Annotated in this window: 20 protein-coding genes; 17 read left to right on the forward strand and 3 right to left on the reverse strand. The window is 68.3% G+C overall.

All coding sequences use genetic code 11. From position 1 onward, the window contains the following. The first annotated feature begins 2 nt into the window (after nucleotides 1-2). The 11 genes from OXG83_12885 to OXG83_12935 are packed head-to-tail and all read left to right on the forward strand — an operon-like array spanning nucleotide 3 to nucleotide 11,713. Nucleotides 3-2,030 (forward strand): sulfatase, encoded by a 2,028-nt coding sequence (locus OXG83_12885; protein MCY3965924.1) that lies wholly within the window; start codon nucleotides 3-5, stop codon nucleotides 2,028-2,030. Between the two features lie 24 nt (nucleotides 2,031-2,054). Further along, nucleotides 2,055-2,819, forward strand: coding sequence for an outer membrane lipoprotein-sorting protein (locus tag OXG83_12890; GenBank protein MCY3965925.1), 765 nt, complete (start codon nucleotides 2,055-2,057; stop codon nucleotides 2,817-2,819). Nucleotides 2,820-2,835: 16 nt separating this feature from the next. Further along, nucleotides 2,836-4,062 carry an ABC transporter permease gene (locus tag OXG83_12895; GenBank protein ID MCY3965926.1) on the forward strand — a complete coding sequence of 409 codons (1,227 nt, stop codon included), beginning with the start codon at nucleotides 2,836-2,838 and terminating at the stop codon, nucleotides 4,060-4,062. 30 nt (nucleotides 4,063-4,092) lie between these two features. Beyond that, nucleotides 4,093-5,340, forward strand: coding sequence for an FtsX-like permease family protein (locus tag OXG83_12900; GenBank protein MCY3965927.1), 1,248 nt, complete (start codon nucleotides 4,093-4,095; stop codon nucleotides 5,338-5,340). A gap of 1 nt (nucleotide 5,341) precedes the next feature. Then, entirely contained in the window at nucleotides 5,342-6,034 is a 693-nt protein-coding gene (locus OXG83_12905; GenBank protein ID MCY3965928.1) for an ABC transporter ATP-binding protein, read from the forward strand. Further along, a complete protein-coding gene (locus tag OXG83_12910; protein MCY3965929.1) occupies nucleotides 6,003-7,295 on the forward strand; it encodes a hypothetical protein in 1,293 nt (430 codons plus the stop codon). Before OXG83_12905 ends, OXG83_12910 begins: the two co-directional genes overlap by 32 nt. A gap of 52 nt (nucleotides 7,296-7,347) precedes the next feature. Next, nucleotides 7,348-8,244: a phosphate ABC transporter substrate-binding protein gene (locus tag OXG83_12915; protein ID MCY3965930.1), complete on the forward strand. Its 897-nt coding sequence runs from the start codon at nucleotides 7,348-7,350 to the stop codon at nucleotides 8,242-8,244. A 51-nt stretch (nucleotides 8,245-8,295) separates the two neighbouring features. Next, nucleotides 8,296-9,249 (forward strand): phosphate ABC transporter permease subunit PstC, encoded by a 954-nt coding sequence (gene pstC, locus OXG83_12920; protein ID MCY3965931.1) that lies wholly within the window; start codon nucleotides 8,296-8,298, stop codon nucleotides 9,247-9,249. A gap of 9 nt (nucleotides 9,250-9,258) precedes the next feature. Beyond that, nucleotides 9,259-10,128 (forward strand): phosphate ABC transporter permease PstA, encoded by an 870-nt coding sequence (gene pstA / locus OXG83_12925; protein ID MCY3965932.1) that lies wholly within the window; start codon nucleotides 9,259-9,261, stop codon nucleotides 10,126-10,128. Continuing rightward, nucleotides 10,125-10,910, forward strand: coding sequence for an ATP-binding cassette domain-containing protein (locus tag OXG83_12930; GenBank protein ID MCY3965933.1), 786 nt, complete (start codon nucleotides 10,125-10,127; stop codon nucleotides 10,908-10,910). Before pstA ends, OXG83_12930 begins: the two co-directional genes overlap by 4 nt. After that, complete coding sequence (locus tag OXG83_12935; protein MCY3965934.1) at nucleotides 10,907-11,713, forward strand: phosphate ABC transporter ATP-binding protein; 807 nt, start codon at nucleotides 10,907-10,909, stop codon at nucleotides 11,711-11,713. Before OXG83_12930 ends, OXG83_12935 begins: the two co-directional genes overlap by 4 nt. Nucleotides 11,714-11,761: 48 nt before the next feature. Here OXG83_12935 and OXG83_12940 read toward each other — a convergent pair whose 3' ends face one another. Together OXG83_12940 and OXG83_12945 are read right to left on the reverse strand one after the other, a co-directional pair. Next, nucleotides 11,762-12,301, reverse strand: a complete 540-nt coding sequence (locus OXG83_12940; GenBank protein ID MCY3965935.1) for an SRPBCC family protein — start codon at nucleotides 12,299-12,301, stop codon at nucleotides 11,762-11,764. Then, the gene (locus OXG83_12945; protein ID MCY3965936.1) at nucleotides 12,294-13,664 is read right to left on the reverse strand and encodes a cytochrome P450; all 1,371 of its coding nucleotides are present in this window, start codon (nucleotides 13,662-13,664) and stop codon (nucleotides 12,294-12,296) included. The genes OXG83_12940 and OXG83_12945 overlap by 8 nt, the downstream gene beginning before the upstream one ends. 43 nt (nucleotides 13,665-13,707) lie before the next feature. On the opposite strand from OXG83_12945, the gene OXG83_12950 reads away from it, so the two are divergent. The 4 genes from OXG83_12950 (at nucleotide 13,708) to OXG83_12965 (ending at nucleotide 19,721) form a co-directional block, all read left to right on the forward strand. Further along, complete coding sequence (locus OXG83_12950) at nucleotides 13,708-15,057, forward strand: cytochrome P450 (GenBank protein ID MCY3965937.1); 1,350 nt, start codon at nucleotides 13,708-13,710, stop codon at nucleotides 15,055-15,057. Nucleotides 15,058-15,116: 59 nt separating this feature from the next. Continuing rightward, nucleotides 15,117-16,328 (forward strand): acyl-CoA dehydrogenase family protein, encoded by a 1,212-nt coding sequence (locus OXG83_12955; GenBank protein MCY3965938.1) that lies wholly within the window; start codon nucleotides 15,117-15,119, stop codon nucleotides 16,326-16,328. A gap of 70 nt (nucleotides 16,329-16,398) precedes the next feature. Further along, nucleotides 16,399-17,709, forward strand: coding sequence for a neutral/alkaline non-lysosomal ceramidase N-terminal domain-containing protein (locus OXG83_12960; protein MCY3965939.1), 1,311 nt, complete (start codon nucleotides 16,399-16,401; stop codon nucleotides 17,707-17,709). A gap of 107 nt (nucleotides 17,710-17,816) precedes the next feature. After that, nucleotides 17,817-19,721, forward strand: coding sequence for a S9 family peptidase (locus OXG83_12965; protein MCY3965940.1), 1,905 nt, complete (start codon nucleotides 17,817-17,819; stop codon nucleotides 19,719-19,721). 52 nt (nucleotides 19,722-19,773) lie between these two features. On the opposite strand, the gene OXG83_12970 is transcribed toward OXG83_12965, so the two are convergent. Continuing rightward, nucleotides 19,774-20,916, reverse strand: a complete 1,143-nt coding sequence (locus OXG83_12970) for a porin (GenBank protein ID MCY3965941.1) — start codon at nucleotides 20,914-20,916, stop codon at nucleotides 19,774-19,776. Nucleotides 20,917-21,209: 293 nt separating this feature from the next. Between OXG83_12970 and OXG83_12975 the strand changes: the two genes are divergently transcribed. Together OXG83_12975 and OXG83_12980 are read left to right on the forward strand one after the other, a co-directional pair. Continuing rightward, complete coding sequence (locus OXG83_12975; GenBank protein MCY3965942.1) at nucleotides 21,210-21,914, forward strand: response regulator; 705 nt, start codon at nucleotides 21,210-21,212, stop codon at nucleotides 21,912-21,914. A 46-nt stretch (nucleotides 21,915-21,960) separates the two neighbouring features. After that, nucleotides 21,961-23,340: an ATP-binding protein gene (locus tag OXG83_12980; GenBank protein ID MCY3965943.1), complete on the forward strand. Its 1,380-nt coding sequence runs from the start codon at nucleotides 21,961-21,963 to the stop codon at nucleotides 23,338-23,340. Nucleotides 23,341-23,387 lie beyond the last annotated feature (47 nt).

A 23,387-nucleotide genomic window follows, 5' to 3' on the forward strand; every position in this document is an offset into this window, starting at 1 on the left:
GAATGCGGTGCCGCGCGTTTCGCTATCCGGGGGCGCAGGCGCAGATCGTGGGCGTCTTCTGGGACGACGTGGAGGTCGCGTCTCTGGAGTTCGATGCCGGCTTCACGGAGGGCGGATTCGTCGTGCCGGCGGAACGGGCGACTCCAGGCAGTCACCGGCTCGCCCTGGTCCCGGCGTACTTCGGGCGGCCTGAGGGGAGCGGAGACGCCGTCCAGGCGCCTAGGCACTCCCGGAAGCTGTCGTTTGCCTGCGACTGGATTGCGCTCGGGGATGGCCCAGTGGCCGGCGAAGCGCGCGGCGAAGGCGACACGCTCTGGATCCCGGCGGCCAGCGAGGTTTCCTTCTTCCTGGAACCGGAGAACGAGCTCGAGTTGCAGTGGGAGGGCGTCGCTCCTCGGGGCATCAGCAGCCTCGACATCGTGTGGGAGTTCGAGGGTACGGCGCCAGTGACGGGGTCCATCACCTCGGAGTCCACTCCGCCGCTGCGCCTGCCGCTGCCGCCGGCGGGTGAGCAGGTGGCGCACACGGCCGACGGCGACGGGTTCGCGCCCGTTCAACCGGCGCGGCTCGTGCTGCGCGCCGCCGGGGGAGGTGCGGATTCCGGTGAGGAGGAGGCAGGCATCGTTCTGCGGCGGCCGCGGCTGACCGCCGACGCGCGGATTTTGCGGCTGCCGGATCGAAACGCCGGGCGAGCGCCTATGGAAGCGCCGGCGGCGTCGGAGCCCTCTTCGCGTGCGGGCGAACGACCGCCCGAGTCGATCCTGCTCTGGATCGTCGACACGCTGCGGGTCGACCGGCTCGGTCTGTACGGTCACGACCGGCCGGCATCGCCGAACTTCGACGCCCTGGCGGAACGCTCGACCGTGTTCGAACACGCGGTCGCGCAGTCGTCGTGGACGCGGCCGGCCGTCGCCACGCTGCTGACCGGAGTGGGGCCCGAACGCCATGGCATCCGGGAACTGGACCACGGCCTGGAGGAGTCCTTCGCCACCCTGCCGGAGCGGCTGCGGGAACTCGGATACGCCACGGCGGGCTTCTCCGCGAACGCGAACGTGACCGGCGGCACCGGGTTCGGGCAGGGTTTCGATCGTTTCGAGTACGAAGCGGTCGACGTGGACGAACTCGCGGAGCGGGCGCTCGTCTGGCTGGACGAGCTGACGGCCCGCTCTCCGGAGCAGCCGTTCTTCTTGATGATCCTGGGCGTCGAGCCGCACGCCGCATTCGCGCCGGCGGAACCGTTCCGCAGCCGGTTGGCGGCGGCAGTGGACGATCCCGAACTGGGTTCGACAGCGCACATGAGGGCGCTCGCCAGCAAGGACGTTCCGTCGACGCCGGCGACGGTGGAGAAGCTGTTCCTCCTCTACGACGCGGAGATCGCCTGGAACGATCACGTCTTCGGGGAACTACGACGCGCATTGGACCAGCGGAGCCGGAACCCTCTCGTCGCGGTCATCGCGGACCACGGCGAAGCCTTCGAGGAGCGGGGCGTCTTCGGCCACGCCTGGGATCTCCATCGGGAGGTGCTCGACATCCCGTTCCTGATCCACCGGCCGGGCCAGACGGAGGGCCGGCGCGTGGCGCTGCCGGTGCAGCAGGCGGATCTGCTGCCGACCCTGATGGAGATCGCCGGCGGCGAGCCGGGGGCGGGGATCGAAGGCGACAGCCTGGTGCCCCTGCTTGGTCCCGAGCCGGCCGCGGCTGCGGATTGGTCCGAGGGCCTCTCCGACCGGCTCATCCTCTCGACGATGGATACCTTCCGCCGTCCCGCCGCCTCGCTCGTGCGCGGTCGCTACAAGCTGATCGAGCTGCGCCGTCCCGGACATGCACCGAGCCGGCAACTGTTCGACCGGGTGGAAGATCCGGAAGAGCACCGCGATCTGGCCGGCGAACGGCCGATCCTGGCTGGTCGTATGGCCCGGTTGCTGCGTGAGGAGTTGGAACTCTCGCGACGCGGCGCGGTCCCGGCGCCGGAAGTCGAGTTGGACGAGGACACCCGCCGCGGGCTCCAGGCGCTCGGCTACATCGAGTAGACCGTTGTTATAGTGCTTTCCCGCGTGAACAGGCTCCCTGTTGGCACCGGTGCCGCACTGGCGGTCGCCTCTCTCCTCTCCGCCGCCGTTGCGGCGGCGCAGCCGGCCGACCCGCCACTCGACGTGCTGATGCGCGCCACCGACGACGCGATGCGGGGCGACTCCAGCGAGAGCCGGATCACGATGCGGATCAAGACGGAGCGCTGGCAGCGTGAGTTGCGTCTTCACGTCGTCTCGGAGGGCACTGAGACGGCTCTGGTGCGGATCGAAGCACCGGCGAAGGAGCGCGGCACGGCCACACTCAAGGTCGAACAGAACATCTGGAACTACCTGCCCAAGGTCGACCGGACGATCAAGGTGCCGGGGTCGATGATGCAGGCGGCGTGGATGGGCAGCCACTTCACGAACGACGACCTGGTCCACGAATCCCGCTACAGCGAGGACTTTGAGTGCGCCTACCGTGAACGGCCGGCGGACGGCTCCGGACATTGGCTGGTGCGCTGCATCCCGCTGCCGGATGCTCCGGTCGTGTGGGGCGCGATCGACGCCCGGTTCCGGGCGCAGGACATGCTGCTCGACCAGGCCGAGTACTTCGACGAGCGCGACCGTCTGGTGCGCACGATCCGTTACGAGGACTTCGGTCCGCTGGGCGGCAGGACGCTGCCGCGGCGGATGCGGGTGATTCCGGCGGACGATGCCGACGAGTTCACCGAGATCGTCTACGAGGAACACGCGTTCAACGTCGATCTGCCGGCGGGTACCTTCTCGCTGCGGTCCTTGCGGCAATAGCCAAAGGCACGACCGGATGAAGATCCTCCGCATGGCCTGGCGCAACCTGTGGCGGAACGGTCGCCGCACGCTGGTCACGGTCGGTGCGATGACCCTGGCCTTGTGGGCGATGGTGCTCTACACGTCGCTCATGCAGGGGATGCTGGGCAGCATGGAGAGCACCCTGCTCGACGTGGAGCTGGGCGACTTCCAGATCCACGCCGACGGCTACCGTGAGCGGCCTTCCATCTGGGAGCGGATCGAGGATCCGGACGCCGTGCTCGAGGCGCTGGACAAGACCGGGTTGCGGTCGAGTGCTCGCTTGCTCGGCGGCGCCCTGGTCGCTTCGGGCGACGCGTCGACCGGGGCGTTGCTCAAGGGGCTCAGACCCGACCGGGACGCGCAGGTGAGCGATGTCCACCAGCGCCTCGACCGGGGTGAGTGGCTGGATCCGGCCGATGCCTCCGGCGTGGTGCTCGGGTACAGGCTCGCACGGACGCTTGGAATTGACGTCGGCGACGAACTCATCGCGCTCAGCCAGGCGACCGACGGCAGCATGGCGAACGACCTGTTTCGGGTCCGGGGCGTGCTGCAGAGCCTGAGCGAGGAGACGGACCGCGCGACCGTGTTCCTCGTGGAGAACCAGTTCCGCAGCTTCTTTGCGCTCGAGGACGGAGCGCACCAGGTCATCATCCGCAGCGGGGAAGGACAGACCCTCGACGCTGCCGGGGAGATGGCCCAGGAGGCCATTGCGGCGAGCGCACCCGAGGCCGAGGTGAAGAGCTGGAGGGATCTCCTGCCGGGTCTCGCGAACATGTTCGATTCCGCTCAAGCCGCCGTCCAGGTCGTGGCCTTCGTGGTCTACGTCGTGATCGCGATCATGATCCTGAACGCGATGCTGATGGCGGTCTTCGAGCGGATCCGCGAGTTCGGCGTGCTGAAGGCGATCGGCGTTTCGCCGCGACGGGTGCTGGCGCTCATCCTTACCGAGGGCGCTCTGCAGGCGGCGCTGGCGATCGCCATCGGGCTGGTGGCCAGCCTGCCCACGCTCTGGTTCGTCACCACACGGGGGATCGACGTCGGCCAACTGGGCGGAACCGCCATCATGGGCGTTTCGATGGACCGGATCTGGACGGGAGCGGTCAGCCCGGCGACGATCGCCGGGCCGGTCTTCATCCTGCTGTTCATCGTCGGGCTGGCGGTCCTGTTCCCGGCCTTCAAGGCGGCGCGGATCAGCCCGATCGAGGCGATCCATCACCAGTAACGGGGACCGCGTGAGGAGAGGGGAAGGAACATGAAGGGACCGAACGTCGCTACCCTGGCCTGGCGCAACCTGTGGCGAAACCGCCGGCGCACCCTGCTGACGATGGGCTCGATCGTCTTCGGCGTGTTCCTGGCGGTCGTGTTCACGGCGATGCAGGATCGCAACTGGAAGGACATGATCGATCTGGCCGCCCGCCTCGGCGGGGGCCACGTCAGCCTTCAGCATCCCGAGTACCTCGATACGCCGACGCTGACCCGCACCGTCGTCCGCGACGAGGTGGTGGACGCGGCGCTCGAGGGTGAGGCCCGTCACATCGCCCACGCCGTCGACCGGGTCATCGGACCGACAATGTTGGCCACGGCGGGCGAGAACTTCAGTGCCGCCTTCATCGCGTTCGACCCGGAGGCCGAGGACGAGACGACCCTGTCCATCCTGGAGGCGCTGGACCAGGGCTCGGCCCTTGAACCCGGCGACCGCGACGGGGTGATCCTGGGCCACAGGCTGGCCAGCAACCTGGGGATGGAACTGGGCGACAAGGTGGTCTACACCCTGACCGACAGGAACGGCGAGATCGTTAGCGGCCTTGCACGGTTGCGCGGAACATTGCGGACCAACGCGCCGACGGTCGACGGCGGTTTCTGCCTGCTGCCGATCGGCACGGTGCGCGACCTGCTCGGCTACGGAACGGACGAGGCGACGCTGGTCGCCGTCTTCCTGAAGGACCAGCGGAGGAGCGGCGGGATCGCCGGCCGGCTGGACCGGGAACTGGGCGAGTCGGTGGCGGCTCTTCCCTGGAACACGAGTCAGCCGCAACTGGCGGCGTTCATCGCGCTCAAGGTCGGCGGGGCGGTCGTCATGGAGATTCTGATCGCGGTGCTGGTCGCGGCGGGGATCTTCAACACCCTGTTCGTCAGCGTGATGGAGCGGCTGCGGGAGTTCGGGATCATGCTCGCGATCGGCTGGAGTCCGGGCCGGCTGTTCCGGCTGGTCATGATGGAGAGCGCCTGGCTGGCGGTCCTCGGTCTCGTCGGCGCCTTCCTGATCACGATCGGGCCCTACCTCTACCTGTCCTCGGCGGGCCTCGACCTGACCGCGTTCTATGGCGGCACGGTGGAGGTCGCCGGCGTCGGCCTGGACCCGGTCCTCAAGATCGGCATCTTCCCGCGCAACGCGGTGCTGATCTGCCTGTTCGCGGTCGTGGCAACCCTCGCTTCGGGCATCTATCCGGCCTGGCGCGCGGGCCGGGTGCAGCCCGTCGACACGATCAAGGTGGTGTGACATGGGGGAAGGACCGGTCATTTCGCTGCGCGACGTCACGAAGGTCTACCGTCAGGGCAGCGTCGACATCCACGCGCTGCGCGACCTCTCGATGGAGGTCCAGCCGGGCGAGTTCACCGTCATTTGCGGACCTTCCGGCTCCGGCAAGACGACCATGCTGAACCTGATCGGCGCGCTCGACGCGGCGACTTCGGGTTCGATCGTGCTCGAAGGCAGGGAACTCGGCGGCCTGAACAAGAAGGAACTCAGCGAGCTGCGCCGCGACCGGATCGGCTTCGTGTTCCAGGCCTACAACCTGATGCCGGTCCTGACCGCCTACGAGAACGCGGAGATGGTGCTCTGGGTCCAGGGCGTGGACGCCGCGACCCGGCGCGAGCGAGTGATGGCTCTGCTGGAACAGGTCGGGCTCAAGGGGATGGAAGACCGGCGGCCCTCGGAGCTCTCGGGCGGGCAGCAGCAGCGGGTCGCGATCGCCCGCGCGATCGCCAGCAACCCGGCCGTGGTGCTTGCCGACGAGCCGACCGCGAATGTGGACTCGGAGACGGCGGAGACGCTGCTCGGCCTGATGGAGGAGTTGAACGGGGAGCAGGGCGTGACCTTCCTCTTCTCGACTCACGATCCGCAGGTCATGGAACGGGCGCGTCGGGTGGTCCGGCTCGTGGATGGACAGATCGCGAACGACGACCGTCGGTGACCTGCTGCGGCTCGCCGCAGTCGGCTGGCTGCTGCTGCTCAGTACCGAGTCGCCGGCCGCCGCGCAGACGGTGGTGGGCGGCGATGTACGCGTCTTTGCCTTCCGGGTCCTGGAGGAGACGGACCTGGCTGGCGACGGCGAGCCGGCGGAAGAGAACGGCGCCGCGGCTGGGGCCGGCGGGGTCGAACTCGGGATCCTGCGGCTCAAGCTCGACTCCCGCTGGCAGGCCTCATCCCGAAATCGCTTCCGTTTCGAAGTGCACGGCCTTGCACAGGCCACGTCGCCGCCCGGAAGCGGCGCCGTCACCTCCATTGCGACCGGCGGTACGCGGAGATTCTTCGACCTGGAACGGGACTCCTTCAGTGGCGGCGATCTGGCCGGAACGACGGAGATCGACCGTCTGAACCTGCGCTGGGACCGGCCCGGGTTCCGGATGGTCCTGGGCCGCCAGGCGATCACCTGGGGGGTGAACTACTTCTGGCCGGTCCTCGACCTGTTCGCGCCGTTCGCGCCGCAGCGCATCGACCGGGACTACAAGCCCGGAGTCGACGCACTCCGCTTCACCGTTCCGGTGGGCGATCTTTCCGAGGTCGAGGTCATCGCCGCCGGCCAGGGAACGCGCACGCCGGACGACCTCAGCTTCGCCTCGCTCGGCCGTTTCCACAGCGAGCTGGGCGAGGGCCCATCGAGCGTCGACTTCGGCTACATGGTGGGCGGCTTCCACCGGGACTTCGTCCTCGGCGGTTTCTTCTCGGCGGATGTCCGCGGCACCGGCCTGCGCGGCGAAGTCTCCTGGACCAGTCCGGGCTGCGATGCGGAGAGCACCCACCCCGTGTTTGGCTGCGGCGATTTCTGGCGCGTCACGGTGGGCGTCGACCGCCTCCTGACGCCGCGACTGACCCTGATCGCCGAGGCGAGCTGGAACGGCTTCGGCGCCGGCGGGGCGGCGGACTATGCGAGGCTGGCCGAGGCGGACCGCGTGCGGCGGGGCGAAGTCGTGTCGCTCGGCCGGCGTTACGCCGGGATCTCCCTGGGATGGCAGGCCCTCCCGCTACTGACCGTCAGCGGTGCCGTGCTCTACAACCGGGAGGATTCCTCGGCCCTGTTCCAGCCCGGCATCACCTGGTCCGTGTCCGACCACGTGTCGTTTGGCGCGGGCTTGATCGCCTCGACGGGACGCGGTGTCCGCGACGGTGTCCTCGGCAGTGAGTACGGGGCGGTGCCGGTGGTGGCCTGGTCGTCCCTGACGGCTTACTTCTAGAGTCGCGGATCTTTACGGGTTGTTCACGAACCGTCGGCTACGCTCCGCGGGCGTGAAGAACCTGACAACGAGACCCGCCTTCGTCCCATGCACCCTGGCTCTCGCGGCCGCCCTGGTTGCCGCCTGCGGCGGCGGTAGCGGCTCCCGCAGCGTGATTCAGAACAAGGGCTCCGACACCCTGGTCAATGTCGCCCAGGCGTGGGCCGAGGAGTACGCCGCCTTGAGGCCCGGTACCGCGGTCGCGGTGACCGGCGGCGGGTCGGGGACCGGTATCGCCGCGATGATCAACGGCACGGTCGACATCGCGAACTCCAGCCGCAAGATGAAGGACTCCGAGCTCGAGTTGGCGCGCGGCAACGGCAACGAGCCGATCGAGTTCGTCGTCGGCTACGACGCACTGGCGATCTTCGTCCATCCCGACAACCCGCTGGACGAGATCTCGCTGGAGCAGTTGGCCGCGCTCTACGGCGAGGGCGGCGACATCGACACCTGGAGCCAGTACGGCGTCGAGGTGCCGGGCTGCGGCAGCGACGAGATCGTCCGCGTCAGCCGGCAGAACAACTCCGGCACCTACGTCTACTTCCGCGAGGCGGTGCTCGGCGACCGGCGCGACTTCCGGCTCGGCTCGCGCGACATGCACGGCTCGAAGGACGTGGTCGACCTGGTCGAGAACACGCCCTGCGCGATCGGTTACAGCGGCCTCGCCTATGCCAATGACCACGTGAAGATGCCCTGCGTCAGGCAAGGCGAGGACGGCGACTGCGTGTCTCCCACGGTCGAGACCGCGATCGACGGTTCCTATCCCATCGCGCGCCCGCTGTTCATGTACACCGCGGGCGAGCCCGAGGGCGCGATCGGCGAGTACATCGACTGGGTGCTCAGCGACGAGGGCCAGTGCATCATCTACGACAAGGGTTACGCGCCGCGCGGCGACGTGGACTGTTCCTGAGCGGGAACAGGCCGGGAATGACGCGGCGCCACTGGTTCCCCGGCGGCCGGCTTGCCTGAACTGGCGCACGCCGCGGACCGGCGGGATGCCGCCTGGTGGGTCGACCGCGCGGTCCAGATTCTCGTGCTGGCCGGTGGGTTGTCGGCGATCGTCTTCATCGCCGGGATCTTCGTGTTCATCACCCGCGAGGGCGCCGGCTTCGTCTTCGATCGCTTCGACTTCCGCGAGTTCTTCGGTTCACCGCGCTGGACGCCGACCTCGAGCCACAACCCGACGTACGGCGCGCTCGCCCTGATCGCGGGCACGGCCTCCGTGACCGGACTCGCCATGGTCGTCTCCGTGCCGTTCTCGCTCGGCGCCGCGATCTACATCGGCGAGTTCGCCACCGGCCGCGTGCGCGAGACGCTGAAGGTGCTCGTGGAGCTCCTGGCCGCGATCCCGTCCGTGGTCTGGGGGTTCATCGGGCTGTCGATCATGAACCCGCTGATCATCCAGGTCTTCGACGTGCCCGTCGGCCTGAACGTGCTGAACTCCGGGGTCATCCTGGGGCTGATGGCGGCTCCGATCATGACGACGATCGCCGAGGATGCGTTGAAGGCGGTGCCCGACACATACCGGGAGGCGGCCGAGGCGATGGGGGCGACCCGCTGGCAGGTGACCTTCAAGGTCGTGCTGCCCGCGGCCCGCAACGGTCTGGTCGCGGCGACGCTGCTCGGCGTCGGACGCGGGTTCGGCGAGACGATGGCGGTGCTGATGGCCAGCGGCCACTCGATCAACCTGCCGACGAGTCCCTTCGACTCGGTGCGGGCGCTGACCGCGACGATCGCCGCCGAACTCGGCGAGACCGCCGCCGGTTCCGATCACTACGGGGCGCTCTTCACGCTCGGCATCTTCCTGTTCCTGGTCACCTTCGCGATCAACTTCGCCGCCGACGTGTTCGTGCGGGGAGGCCAGCGCAAGCACCGCCGCCGGGGCCGCCGGCCGGCCGCGTCGGCGAACCCGTAGCGAGGCGCCATGTTCGAAGCGACGGCACAGAACCGCAACAACCGGAAGGTCGAGGGTCTCTTCCGGCTCCTCTTCCTGTGGATGACGTGCATGCTCATCCTGCCGGTCGCTCTGATCCTCGGCGTGCTCGTCTACCGGGGCGGTCCGGCCATCTCCTGGGAGTTCCTGTTCACCCAGCCGCTCAACAACATGACCGCGGGCGGCATCCTGCCGGCCCTGGTCGGCACGGTGTGGCTGGTCGTCGTCGCCCTGATCGCCTCGGTGCCGGTCGGCGTCGCGGCGGCGCTCTACCTGAGCGAGTACGCGCCGGACAACCGCCTCACCCGGGCGATCAACCTGGCGATCATCAACCTGGCCGGCGTGCCGTCGATCGTCCACGCCCTCTTCGGCCTCGGTGCCTTCGTCATCTTCTTCCGCTTCGGCACGAGCATCCTGGCCGCCAGCCTGACCCTGGCGGTCATGACCCTGCCGGTCGTCATCGTCGCCACTAGGGAGTCGCTCCAGACCGTGCCACTCGCCTTCCGTGAGGCCTGCTGGAACATGGGCGCGACGCGCTGGCAGACGATCCGCAAGATCGTGCTTCCGAACGCGATCAGCGGCATCCTGACCGGCGTCATCCTGGAAGTGTCCCGCACGTCGGGCGAGACGGCTCCGATCATGTTCACTGGCGCCGCGGCCTTCATCCCATTCCTGCCGCAGGGAGTGCTCGACCAGACGATGGCGATGTCGCTGCACCTGTTCGTCATCTCGACCCAGGTGCCGGACGTGCCGGAGCACATGCCCTTCGGCGTCGCCCTGGTCCTGATCTCCATGGTGCTGGCGATGAACGGGATCTCGATCGCCTTCCGCGTCTACCTGCGGGGTCGCAAGAAGTGGTGAGCGTTCCGGTCCAGGCGAGCGAGGCAGCAGGCTACGCGATCGAGGTCGAGGACCTGGCGATCGGCTACCACGGCAAGCCGGCGCTTTCCGGCGTCACGCTCCAGGTGCCGACGCACGAGATCTTCGGCATCATCGGACCGGCGAACAGCGGCAAGACCTCGTTTCTGCGCGCCATCAACCGGATGGACCTGATGACGGCGGGCATGGAGGTGTCCGGCAGCGTGCGGGTCGAGGGTCGGGACGTGCGTAGTTGGCGCAATCCCTACGCCCTGCGGCAGCGGATCGGCGTCGTTTTTCCGCTGCCGGTCGGCCTGCCGCTGACGATCTACGACAACGTCGCGCTGTCGTCCCGGTTGCGGGGCACGCGGAAGAAGGCAGAGCTGGATGTGATCGTCGAACGCTGCCTCCGCCGGGCGGCGCTCTGGGACGAGGTCAAGGACCGGCTCGATTCCCTGGGCAGCCTGCTCTCGGGCGGCCAGCAGCAGCGGCTGACGATCGCCCGCGCGCTGTCGCAGGACCCGTCGATCCTCCTGCTCGACGAGTTCTCGATCGCGGTCGATCCGGTGACGACGATGCGCATCGAAGAGGTGCTGGCGGAGCTCAAGTCCGAGATGACGATCGTGCTGGTCACGAATCTCGTCCAGCAGGCGCGGCGGCTGGCCTCGCGGACCGCCTTCTTCCTGACCGGCGAGCTGGTCGAGGTCACCGAAACGGAGGTGATGTTCGAGGGCGGCGCCCAGGATCCGCGCACGACCGCCTACGTCGAAGGGAAGTTCGGATGAGCGTGGCGGAACCGGCGACCCCGGGCGCCGCCGACGCCTCGGCGGCGATCCTGGTCGAGAAGCTGAACCTCTGGTACGGCGACTTCCAGGCCCTGCTCGACGTGGATCTTCGGGTGCGAGCCGGCGCGATCACCTCCCTGATCGGCCCTTCCGGCTGCGGCAAGACGACGCTGCTGCGGTCGATCAACCGGATTAACGAGCGTCTCGGCTACGTCCGCACGACCGGAAGCATCCGGCTCTGGGGCCTCGATGTGCTCGATCCTTCGGTCGAGCTGGCGCAGCTTCGCAAGCAGGTCGGCATGGTCTTCCAGCGCCCCAATCCGTTGCCGTTGTCCGTGCGGGACAACGTCCTGTTCGGAACCCGTGTCCACCTGCCCGACGGGCGACCGCCGAACAGGGTCGAGAGCGACCGGATCGTGGAGGAGGCGCTGCGCGAGGTGCTGCTTTGGGACGAACTGAAGGACTCGCTCGACCGCCGCGGCACCGAGCTCTCGCTCGAGCAGCAGCAGAAGCTGTGCATCGCCCGCCTGCTGCCGGTCAAGCCGAGACTGCTGCTGATGGACGAACCGTGCTCGGCGCTCGATCCCGCCGGCACCGAGGCCGTCGAGGAGCTGATCTGGAAGCTCCGCGGCGACTACACGATCCTGATCGTCACCCACAACATGGCGCAGGCCCGCCGGGCGAGCGAGGAATGCGTGTTCATGCTGCTCGGCGAGATCATCGAGCACAGCGACACGGCCTCGATGTTCCTGAATCCGGCGGACAGCCAGACCGCGGCCTACATCGAGGGGCGGTACGGCTGAGGACGCCGCGCCGTCGCCAAGGGCGCGGACGATTCCGGCGCCTGGCGCTCAGCTATCGGCGCCTTCGATGCGAGCCTTGAGCGCCTCGAAGTCGGCCTTGGTGCTTTCCTGGACGGGGGCCTTCATCAACTGGGGCAGCCACTTGCCGAGCAGGTTCTTGGGACGGATCTCCAGTCGGATCTCCACCTGCGTCCGGCCTTCGCCCACCGGGGTGAGGGTGTAGATCGAATGCCAGCGCGCTCCGGCGCCGTTGGACATGTACCGGACTCGCCGGTGGGGCTCGTACTCGATGCACGTGACGACGTTCTGGTGCAGCTTGGCGAACTTCGCGAACGCCACCTGGATCGGGGTCCAGTCCCGGATCTCCCGGAACTGCGCGCCGACTCCCATTTTATTGTCGGAAACGAACTCCACGCTCAGCATCTCGGGAATCGCCTCCCCGTGGCGGCCGCCGTGGGCGAGCGTCGCGAACACGGTTTCCTGGTCGGCGTTCCAGGTGTCGATCTCTCTCGCCACGAGGATCGGCTTCGAGTCTCCGACCTCGATCCCCGGGTCCGGCTGCCCCGAACCTGCATTTGAATCAGGCATGTTGCTCCCCTGCTTGGAGGCGGCTCGAGTCCTGCCTCTCGTGAACGTCCGCCGTCCACGGCCCGACGACGCCGACGGCCGTGTCGTTCCGGTTCGGTGGATCGGTGGACCGGGGCTCCAGCCGGAGCCGGTTGACCAGAGACGCCATACCGAACACGAAGATTCGGCGGGCGATGTCCATTCCCTGGCAGAAGTGGGGGCCCAGCCCGAACGGTATGTAGGCATGGGCCGGGCAGTGTGGCGGCGATTCCTCGAGCCAGCGCTCCGGCCGGAAGTCCGACGGCCGATCCCAGTGCTCGGATCCGTGGTGCAGAGCCCTCATCGCCACGTGAACGAGCGTGCCCCTGGGAATCAGGTAGCCGCCCAGCACGCGATCCTCGGTTGCCTCCTTGGGCAGCATGACGGCGGTCGGAGGATCGATCCGGAGCACTTCGTCGAGGACGGCGCCGGTGTACGGCAGCCGGTCGAAGTCGGCGGGCTGGACGCTGCCGCCGTTCAGGACCGCGTCCGCCTCCCGCTCCACCTTCAGACGGACGTCGGGATTCCTGGCCAGGTAGTGGACGCCGAAGGTGAGGGCGCTGGTCGGCGCGTCGATGAAGCCAGTCAGCAGGATGATCAGCTCGTCCCGGATCGCCTGATCGGAGTCCAGACCACCCGCGGCGCCCTCGAGGTCCAGGGCCCGCACGTACTGCGCGACGACGTCCCTGCCGGAGTAGCCGGAGTCACGGGCTCTCCGCATGGCGCCGTAGATCGCGGCGTCGACGAGCCCGACGCTCTTCCTGCCTCGTCGGAGGACCGGCAGCGGCAGGGACTTGAACAGTCTCGGCCCGGGCAGGATGTCCAGCAGCAGGTACGTCTTCTGGAGCGTGAGCGTGTCCTCTCCCAGTTGACGGGGCAGCTCGACGCCGCGGCCGAGCACGATCTCGACGATCGCGTCCCAGGCGAAGCGTTCGAACTCCTTGACGAGGTCGACGCCCTGGCCGGCAGCGAGTCGTTCTCTCAGGATCGTCGCCTGTTCGGCGATGACCTCCGCGTAGGCGCCCTCGGAGTCGCCGGCGAAGACCGATGTCATGAACTCGGCTCTTCGCCGGTGCTCCTCGCCCTGGTGCAGCGAGATCGAGCCGTACTTCCAGTCGTCCGACAGATCGCCCGGGAACCAGGGTCGGAAGTACTGCTGCTGTGTGACCAGGACCTCGCGAACGAGTTCGGCGTCGAAGACGACGCAGCACTTCATGAAGGGAAGCTCGAAGGAGACGACCTCTCCGTAATCGCGACGGAGTTCGTCCGCGAACGCGCCGAAGTTCTCCGTTCGCTGCCGGAGGTTGTGGAGCCGGCGACCTTTCGGCCCGGGGGGGTACTTCACTCTGGGCCGGAGTCTATGCCCTGTGCACCGTTACACTCTGCCCATGAACGACATGCGGCCTCAGCTTCCGCCGGGCCCGCCACGGAAGAAGCTCCAGACGATGCGCCGGCTGGCGGCCGACTACACCGGTTTCTTCCACTGGCTTCACGAACACTGGGGCGACATCGTCTACTTCGAAGTGCCCAACGGTGGGCACTGCGCGGTCTTCGACCCGGATATCGCCGAGGACTTGGTGCGGAAACCCGAGTTGTTCCAGAAGGACACTCCGGCTTTCGCCTTCGAGGTCATTCAGTCCCCCTGCCTGGCCAGGACGCCGTTCGGCGACGAGCACCGACGCCTCACGGACCTCACGGTCACCGCGTTCACCCCCGAGCGGACGGCGGCGTTCAGGCGGATCGCCGTCTTGGAGGCGTCGTCCTTCGCCGAGGAGCTCACGGAGGGAAGCACCGTCGACTTCCGGGCCGAGGTCGAGCGCTACACATGGAACGCGCTGACGACTTCGATGCTCGGCGCCGGGCGTGAACTGGGCCCGGGGCCGGGTCTGGCCATGATGAGAGCGGCCAAGCTCAGTTTCATCGTGTTCGCCATGCCCGGATACAGGCTGATCAGGAAACTGCCCCTGCCGCACGATCTGAAGGCGCGCAAGGCGATCAGACCGCTCGATGCGGCCGTGTACGACTCGATCCGGAAGGCCAGGGATCCCGACAGCCGGGAAACGAGCCTGATCGCGCACTTTGTCCAGGCGACGGAGCGGGGAGAGTCGGACTGGTCATTCAGCAGTGACTCGGAGATTCGCGACGAGGCGTACGCGGCCTTCGTCGGCGCCTGGGATCCGGCGGTCCATGCGATGGCCTACATTCCGCACTACCTGAGCGGCAATCCGGGGGTTCGGGCGCGGCTCGAGGAGGAAGTGGATCGCGTCGCCGGCGACCGGCCGCTGCGTGCTGAGGACCTCGAGCGGCTCCCCTACGCCGAGGCCGTCTTCAACGAGCTGCTTCGTCTTCAGCCTGCAGCCCCGCTACTGGTGCCCCGCAGGGCGGTGCGGGACACGTCGCTGGGCGGCTACTTCATACCGAGGGGCACTCTGGTCGAAGTCGTCACGCACGTGATGCACCGCCGGGTCGACTACTGGCGGGACGCCGAAGAGTTCAGGCCTGAGCGCTGGCTGGAGGGACAGGCATGCCCGCGGGGGGGCTACTTGCCGTTCGGCCTGGAGCCCAGGGGCTGCAGGGGCGTGCCCCTGGCCATGGCCGTCCTCGTGTCCGGACTGGCCGCTCTGGTTCGGAAGTGGCGACTGGAACCTGAGTCCGACGAGTTGCCGGCCGACGGCCTGGAGGTCGGGATCCTGAGCAGCCCCATCCGCACCAGGGTGGTGTCCCGAAAGGCCGCGTAGCGCAGCCGCTGTGGCATCATCGGCGGCTGTTCCCGAACAGCGGTCGAAGGAGACAAGGCATGGGCAGGTACGGTCTGACGGACGAGGTGGTCGAACTCCGCGAGCGGATGCGGGAGTTCATCGACGGTGAGGTGATTCCGGCCGAGCCGGAGCTGGAGTCGGAGTCGGGAGAGGACCGCACGCGCGGCCGGTTGGCCGAGCTCAAGGCGCTGGCCAAGCAGCGGGGCCTTTGGGCGCTGGGCCATCCGGCCGAGATCGGCGGCGGCGGGCTGCCGCTCATGCCCTTCGTCTACCTCAACGAGATCATCGGCCGGTCGCACTACGGGCAGATCGCCGTCGGCTCCGCGTCGATGCAGGACTCGATCATGCTCCACTTGTACGCCAGCGACGAGCAGAGGGAGCGTTGGCTCAAGCCGCTGGTGGCGGGCGACATCTACCCGTCGGTTGGCCTCACCGAGCCGGAGGTGGCGGGCTCCGATCCGACCCTGATGCAGACCCGGGCCGTGCTCGACGGCGACGACTGGGTGATCAACGGGCACAAGTGGTTCACCAGCGGCGCCAGCCGGGCCGCGTTCACGACCTGCTTCGCGCTGACCGAGCCGGAGGCCCAGGGGCACCGCAAGTTCTCATCGATCATCGTGCCGACGGACACGCCCGGCTACGAGATCGTGCGGGCGGTGCCGACGATGGGCACCACGTCCGGCCAGCACTGCGAGGTGCGCTACAACGACGTCCGGGTGCCGAAGGACAACCTGCTCGGCGGCCGCGGCGAGGGTTTCGTCATCGCCCAGAGGCGCTTGGGCCCGGGGCGGATCTTCCACTGCATGAGGTGGCTCGGTCAGGCCCAGCGGGCCTTCGAGCTGATGTGCGACCGCGCCAAGTCGCGCTGGGCGCACGGCTCCTACCTGTCGGAGAAGGGTGAGATCCAGCGCTACGTCGCCGAGTCGGCGGCCGAGATCCAGGCCGCCCGGCTGATGACCCTGGACGCGGCGGAGGCGATGGACCGGGGCGAACAGGCCCGGGTCGAGATTTCGCTGATCAAGTTCTGGGGCGCGCGTATGCTGCACAACGTGATCGACCGCGCGATCCAGGTCCACGGTGCCTTGGGAGTGACGGGCGACACGCCGCTCGAGAAGATGTACCGCGAGGCGCGCTATGCGCGGCTCTACGACGGCCCGGACGAGGTGCATCGGATGGTCGTGGCGCGGCGCATCCTGCGCGATCCGCTGGGCCGGGTGCCGTGGGGCACGATCAACGGTGGCGAGAACTAGCGGAATCCCGGCACTGGGGTCGCAGGCGTTTCTCGCGGCGGTGAGTCTTGCTGCTCTTGGAGCAGGTTGCGTGAATCCGCCGCCCATAGCGGCGCAACTGCACGCCGGCGCCGCCGCGGTCGAGATCACGCCGCCGGCCGGCTCCCTGCTTTACGGCTACGGCGCGCGCGGAACGAACCGGTCGCAGGGAGTTCACGACCCGCTCTACGCGCGGGCGCTCGTGCTCGAGGCGGACGGTGAGACCGTCGCGCTCGTGACGCTCGATCTCGGCTCGATCCGCAAGGAGAACACCTTGCCGATACGGCAGGCGGTCCTGGATGCCGCCGGCTTCGACCACGTCCTGCTGAACGCGTCCCACACGCACTCCGCGCCGCTGTTCGAGGAGGACTTCCCGAGCGCCGGGAGCCCGTGGATCGAGGATCTGGAGCGGAGGATCGCCGGCGTCATCCTTGAAGCCCACGCCGCTCTCCGCCCCGCCGGTGTCGCGGTCGGCTGGGGCCGGGCGAGCGAGGGGCACAACCGGCGCCGGGTTCTTCCGGACGGCAGCGTCGAGATGTTCTGGCGCAACCGCGAGCGCCTGCCGACCGGGCCGCTCGACGAGTCCGTCGGCGTGCTGGCGGTCGACGGCGCCGACGGTGAAGCGATCGCCACGGTGGTCAACTTCGCCGTTCACCCGGTCATCCTCGGGCCCGAGAACATGCTCGTCTCGGCCGACTATCCGGGCGCGATGGCGGCTCTCGTCGCCGAGCGCGGAGGCGGCGTGCCGATGCTCCTGCAAGGCGCCGCCGGCGACATCAACCCGTTCTGGGACAAGACGCCGCCCGCGGAAGGCGGCTTCGAGCAGGTCCGGATGGCGGGGGAGCGGCTGGGGCAGGAAGTCCTCCGCATCCGCGCCGACCTGGCCGCGGCGGAGGCGTTTCACGATCCGGCGACCCTGTCGGTGAAGCGCCACCTGGTGACGCTCGATCCACGCTGGGACCTTGACTCCCCGGTGGTCGAGGAGGGTTTCCGGCGCCACGGTCTGGAGGCGTCGCTTCGGAGGTACCGCGCGCGCTTCCCGCGCGAACGGGAGGCCGAAGTGAACACCGTGGTCCTCGGTACGCGCGGCGCGAGTCAGTTCGCCCTGGCCACGTTCCCGGGCGAGTTCTTCGTCGAGCACCAGCTCCGGCTGCGGGCCGAGGCCCAGGTGCCCCATGTCTTCTTCGCCGGCTACACGAACGGCGAACTCGCCTACTTCCCGACCATCGCGGCCGCCGCCCAGGGCGGCTACGGTGGCAGGGAAGCTACGATCGTCGAGGTCGGCGCCGGCGAGAAGCTGGTCGATCTTGCCGCGATCTCGATCCTCGAACAGGCCGGTTGGCTGCACGACGCGCCTCCTTGAGACCGGCCGCTCCAACCCGAACCGCCCCTCCAGGAGGCTTCGTCATGACATCTCTCGCTCGCCCTGCGGTCCGTGGGCCCCTTATGCGGTGCCGGCTCTCCCTGCCCTTGCCTGCAACGCTCGTCGCGTTCGCCGTCCTCGGCTGCGCCGCCGGCAGCGAGGCGCCCCCGCGCCAGCCGGCGGTCTACAGCGCCGCCGCGTTCCATAACACGACATCCTACGGCGGCGCCTCGTTCTCGGCCGACGAGAGCCGTCTGCTGATCTCGAGCGACATGACCGGCGTCTGGGCCGTCTACAGCCTGCCGGTCGCGGGCGGTGAGCCGAGGCAACTGACCGACAGCGCGGGGCCGGTGTTCGCACAGAGCTACTTCCCGAACGATGACCGCTTCCTCTACACCGGCGACGAAGGCGGCAACGAGTTGAACCACCTGTACGTGGGGTCCGACGGCGCCGGGGACGTCCCCGAAGGCGCAGTGGACCTGACGCCGGGAGCCAACGTACGCGCCTCGTTCGCCGGCTGGCGGAGCGATGGCGGGGCGTTCTTCGTTCAGACGAACGAGCGCACGCCCTTCGCGATGGACCTCTACCGCTACAGCGTGCCGCCGCCGGGAAGCTGGGACTTCGAGCGCGAGCTCGTGTTCGAGAACGACGGCACGTTCAGCCTCGGTGACGTCAGCGACGACGGCCGCTGGCTGGCGCTCGACAAGCTGACCAGCAACTACGACAGCGACGTCTACGCCTACGACCTGATGGCGGGTCACCTGGTGCACGTGACAGAGCACGAGGGCGAGGTCGAGCACTCCTCGGGCGGCTTCACGCCCGACAGCGCGCATCTCTACTACGGAACGAACGAGCACGGCGAGTTCCGCCAGGTGTGGTCCTACGACCTCGCCGGCGGCTCGCGTGAGCTCGTGCTCGCCGCCGACTGGGATGTCTTCGGCGTGTCCTTCTCCGATACGGGGCGGTACCGCGTCTCGGCGATCAACGAGGACGCTTCGACGGCGGTCGAGGTGTTCGACACGAAGACGGGCGCCCCGGTCGAGCTTCCGGATCTTCCCGCCGGCGACATCGCGCAGGTCGGCTTCTCAGCCAGCGACCGGCTGATGGCGTTCTACCTGAGCAGCGACCAGTCGCCGTCGGATCTCTACGTCTACGACCTGGAGCAGGGCGGCGAGGCGCTTCGGCTGACGCAAAGCCTGAACCCCGAGATCAACCCGGACGATCTCGTGACCACCGAGGTGATTCGGTACCCGAGCTTCGACGGGCTGGAGATCCCGGCCATCCTGTGGCGGCCGCACGGGGCGTCGGCCGACAACCCGGCGCCGGCGATGGTCTGGGTGCACGGCGGACCGGGCGGCCAGACCCGGCGCACCTACCGCGCCGACATCCAGCACCTGGTGAACCAGGGCTACGTCGTCCTGGGCGTGAACAACCGTGGTTCGTCGGGTTACGGCAAGACCTTCTTCCACATGGACGACAGGAAGCACGGCGAGGTCGACCTGCAGGACTGCGTGTGGGCCCGCACCTGGCTCGAGTCCCAGGACTGGGTGGACGGTTCGCGCGTAGGCATCATCGGCGGCAGCTATGGCGGCTACATGGTGGCGGCCGCGCTGGCCTTCGAGCCGGAGGTCTTCGACGTCGGCGTCAACATCTTCGGGGTGACGAACTGGATCCGGACACTCGAGAGCACGCCGCCCTGGTGGCAGGCGCAGAAGGTGGCCCTGCTGGGCGAGCTGGGCGATCCGGCGACCGAGCGCGAGCGCCTGGAGCGCATCTCACCGCTCTTCCATGCCTCGAACGTCGTCAAGCCGCTGCTCGTCGTCCAGGGCGCGAACGACCCCCGGGTGCTCCAGGTGGAGAGCGACGAGCTGGTGGAGGCGGTGCGCGCCAACGGCGTTCCGGTCGAGTACGTCCTGTTCCCGGACGAGGGCCACGGCTTCCGCAACCGGGTGAACCGGATCGAGGCGTCGGAGCGCTACGCGACGTTTCTCGCCGAGCACCTGGGTTCGTAGGCACCGAAGACAGGTCCCGCACGGTCCGCCGGTGTGGCGCCAGTGCCGCGCCTCAGAAGTCGAAGTGCATGAACAGGCCGACGTGCTCGACCGATCCGGCGCCGGCCGGGTCGGTCGACACGTAGTTCGCGAGCACCCGCAGGTTGTCGCGGAGGTACCAGTTGAGGGCCACGGAGAGGCTCTGCTGGCTTCCGCCGAGAACGGAACCGCCGCTCAGATCAATACGGTCCCAGCGCGCGGCGAGTTCCCAGGCGCCCCTGCCTTCGGGCACGGGCGCTTTCGGCCGCAGACGGGTGAAGGTGCGGGAGCTGCGGCTGTAGGGCTTTCTTTCTCCGGTGAGGAACCAGCCCGCCTCGACGTACTGGGCGTCGAACCGGGCGCTCCGGCCATCCGCCAGCAGGTCCACCTGGGCGGACATCAGCTCGCCCTGGAGCCAGAACGAACTTCGGGCAAGCACGAACTCGGCGCCAATCAGCCGCATGCCGTCGGCGGGCAGCCATCCAGTGTTCACCGTGCGCGGCGCGAGCCTGACGCCGGCGCGGCCGCGCAGACGCACGGCGTCCGCGGTGGGCTGACGGTGTGAGACGGCCACGCCGAGATGGAGCAGGAGATCGCTTCCTTCGTCTCCGTCCAGCGCGAGGCCGGTGAGGCGTCCACTCAGGCTCCAGTCCGCCCCGGGGCGTATGTCGTAGCCATCGCTGTCGCGGAAGGCGCCCACCGCCCAGGCGACGCGGTCGCCAACAAGTCGATCGTGCACCATGAAGCCGAGGTTGCGGCCCGGCGCCAGGGCGGTGACCGCGGCCGGGCGCGCGATGAAGGAGTGGTTGTTCGACGACTGCTGGATCGAGAGGCTGAACGGCTCCTTGAAGTGACCCGCGCGAAGGGTGGCCGCGCCGTCGGTGGCCGTGGCCTCGATGAAGACGTCCGTGGGCACGATGTCGCCGCTCGCGAAGTCGTGCTCGATCTTGAAGGTGAACCGGTCGAGAAACTCGCCGTTCAGCACGACGCGGGCGCGCCGCCAGTCGACGCCGTCCTCGAACTCGAACCGTTCTTCCAGGGCCGGGTCGGGAGAGGAGGTGCTGGCCTCGACGTGGACTCGCCCGCCGACGGAGATGTCGAAGGCTCCCTCTTCGGCCTGTGTTGTCGTGGCCGCGCTGACCAGAACCAGCGCAGCAGGAGCCAGGGAACGGAACATGCGCACTCCTCGCAGGGTCGGTATGGGTCCCGGTGGTCTTGGCGACAGCGGCCAGCCCGGCGGCCGTTCGCGTTTGCTACGTTCATAGCAAGGCGTGAAGAGTCCGTGAAGATGAGCCTTATCGCCCGTTCACGAAAGTCTGGCCAGCCTAGGAGCTTGCGCCGCAGAACGCTACGTGTGAGTTCGTGGCGCAAGCTCCTAGGCGAGGACGGGATGGGCCGAAACACCGAGCCTGCGAGGGGTTTTGGGGCGCTAGGCGCAGGTCGAACCGTGCTGAAGGCCCCGGACATTCCATGAGTGCCACCAAGGTCGTCGTCATCGAGGACGAACCGGACATCCTCGAGTTGATCGAGTACAACCTCCGGCGCGAGGGCTTCGAGGTCGTGACCGCGACCAGCGGTCGCAGCGGCCTGTCGGCGATAGGACGCGAGAATCCGGACATCGTGCTGCTCGACCTGCTGCTGCCGGGACTGGACGGTCTGGATGTCTGCCGGCGCCTTCGTTCCGTCGACTCGACCCGTGATCTGCCGATCATCATGGTGACGGCGCGCGGCGAGGAAAGCGACGTGGTGCTGGGCCTCGGGCTCGGCGCGGACGACTACATTCACAAACCGTTCAGTCCGCGCGAGCTGGTCGCGCGGGTGCGGGCGGTGCTCCGGCGCGGCCGCGTGCGAGAGCGCGACCCAGAGCGCAAGGTCGTTCGGGGCCCGCTCGCGATCAACCCGGTCAAGCACCGGATCAAGGTCGATGGCCGGCGGTTGGAGTTCACGCCCACCGAGTTCCGCCTCCTCCACTTCCTGGCCTCGCATCCGGGCCGCGTCTTCACCCGTGGCCAACTCCTGGATCGGGCGATCGGCGACCGGGCGGTCGTCATCGACCGGAACATCGATGTTCATGTCCGCGCCGTGCGCAAGAAACTCGGATCGCACCGCGGGCTGATCGAGACGGTACGCGGCATCGGCTACTGCTTCCGCACCGAAGAGGACCAGGAGGTGTAGGTTGTGGATACCCGGCGCGGCCGGTTGCCGGCCGCCGGGGAGTTCCATGGTTGGCTCACCTCTCTTCTGGCGCCTCTTTCTCGGCGGGATCGCGCTACTGGCTTCGGGCCTGTTGCTTGGTGGCGCGGTTGCCTCGGACCGGGTTCACGCGGTCCTCGTCGGGGCGCTGGCCTTTCTCGGAGCCGTTGGTGTGGGTCTTGCCGCCAGACGGTTGGCGGGGCGGGCGCGGAGGCTTCTGGTCAAGGCCGCGGCGTTGGGTTCGCACGTGCCGCCGCGAGACGTCGGCCGCGGCGACGAGTTCGCTCGTCTGGAGGACTGTCTCGAGGAGAACGAAGCGCGCTTCGTGGAACAGGTCGAACAGCTCAGGGTGGAGCGCAACCAGTTGACGGCGGTTCTCGGCGGCATGGTCGAGGGAGTGGTGGCGATTGACCTCGACCGGCGCGTGCTGCATCTGAACGCGGTGGCCGCGAAGTGGTTCAGACGCCCGGCGCCGGAGTCGGCGGTTGGACGTCCGATCTACGAACTGTCGCGCCAGCCGGAAATCTCGGGTGCCCTGATCGAGGCGATGGAAGGGCGCCGGCAGGTGAGTCGCACCTTCACCCTGGCGCGGTTTGCCGGTCAGGTGGACGGCCCGGGCAGGTTCGAGTTGAACGCGTCTCCCCTGGTCTCGTCCCGCCGGGACGACGAAGTGGTCGAAGGGGCGGTGGCCGTGATCCACGACATCACGGAGCTGGAGCGGCTGGAGAGCGTGCGGCGGGACTTCGTGTCGAACGTCTCGCACGAGCTGAAGACGCCGCTTACCGCGATTCACGGCTACGTGGAAACCCTGCTGGAGGCCGATCCGATCGATGGCCCGACACGCGGCCGCTTCCTGCGCAAGATCCGCCGGCAGAGCAACCGTCTGAGCGCGCTGGTTTCCGATCTGCTCACGCTGTCGCGGATCGAGTCCTCGACCGAGCCTCCGGAGAAGATCCTCGATCTACGGTCAGCGGCCGGCGAAGTGTTGAATCTGCTCGCTCCGGCGAGCGAAGAGCGCGGTCTCGAACTGGTCGCCGAGTTCCCGGAGGCGGCCGTGGAGGTCCTGGGTGAAGAGGAGGCGATCCGGCAGGCCCTGTCGAATCTGGTCGACAACGCGGTCAAGTACTCCTCGGCAGGCGGTCGTGTGATCGTGCGCCTGCAGGCGCAGAACGGGCGGGCGGTGCTCGAGGTCGAAGACGAGGGACCGGGCATCGCCAGCGAACACCTGGACCGGATCTTCGAGCGCTTCTACCGGGTCGACCGCGCCCGCTCCAGGGAACTCGGCGGTACCGGCCTGGGCCTGGCGATCGTCAAGAATGTCGCCAGACGCCACGGAGGGGGAGTGGAGGTCGAGAGCGAACGGGACCAGGGATCGACCTTCCGCCTCTGGTTGCCTGCGGCAGAATGAAGAGGCGGCTTCACGCCTTCTTCACACGGCTACGCGACATTCTCGGG

Source organism: Acidobacteriota bacterium (assembly GCA_026707545.1).
GTDB lineage: Bacteria > Acidobacteriota > Thermoanaerobaculia > Multivoradales > Multivoraceae > Multivorans.

Coding starts and splice junctions, on each gene's coding strand:
- OXG83_12885 (MCY3965924.1), top strand. CDS start 3: ATGCGGTGCCGCGCGTTTCGCTATCCGGGGGCGCAGGCGCAGATCGTG.
- OXG83_12895 (MCY3965926.1), top strand. CDS start 2,836: ATGAAGATCCTCCGCATGGCCTGGCGCAACCTGTGGCGGAACGGTCGC.
- OXG83_12900 (MCY3965927.1), top strand. CDS start 4,093: ATGAAGGGACCGAACGTCGCTACCCTGGCCTGGCGCAACCTGTGGCGA.
- OXG83_12905 (MCY3965928.1), top strand. CDS start 5,342: ATGGGGGAAGGACCGGTCATTTCGCTGCGCGACGTCACGAAGGTCTAC.
- OXG83_12910 (MCY3965929.1), top strand. CDS start 6,003: ATGGACAGATCGCGAACGACGACCGTCGGTGACCTGCTGCGGCTCGCC.
- pstA (MCY3965932.1), top strand. CDS start 9,259: ATGTTCGAAGCGACGGCACAGAACCGCAACAACCGGAAGGTCGAGGGT.
- OXG83_12935 (MCY3965934.1), top strand. CDS start 10,907: ATGAGCGTGGCGGAACCGGCGACCCCGGGCGCCGCCGACGCCTCGGCG.
- OXG83_12940 (MCY3965935.1), bottom strand. CDS start 12,301: ATGCCTGATTCAAATGCAGGTTCGGGGCAGCCGGACCCGGGGATCGAG.
- OXG83_12950 (MCY3965937.1), top strand. CDS start 13,708: ATGAACGACATGCGGCCTCAGCTTCCGCCGGGCCCGCCACGGAAGAAG.
- OXG83_12955 (MCY3965938.1), top strand. CDS start 15,117: ATGGGCAGGTACGGTCTGACGGACGAGGTGGTCGAACTCCGCGAGCGG.
- OXG83_12970 (MCY3965941.1), bottom strand. CDS start 20,916: ATGTTCCGTTCCCTGGCTCCTGCTGCGCTGGTTCTGGTCAGCGCGGCC.
- OXG83_12975 (MCY3965942.1), top strand. CDS start 21,210: ATGAGTGCCACCAAGGTCGTCGTCATCGAGGACGAACCGGACATCCTC.
- OXG83_12980 (MCY3965943.1), top strand. CDS start 21,961: ATGGTTGGCTCACCTCTCTTCTGGCGCCTCTTTCTCGGCGGGATCGCG.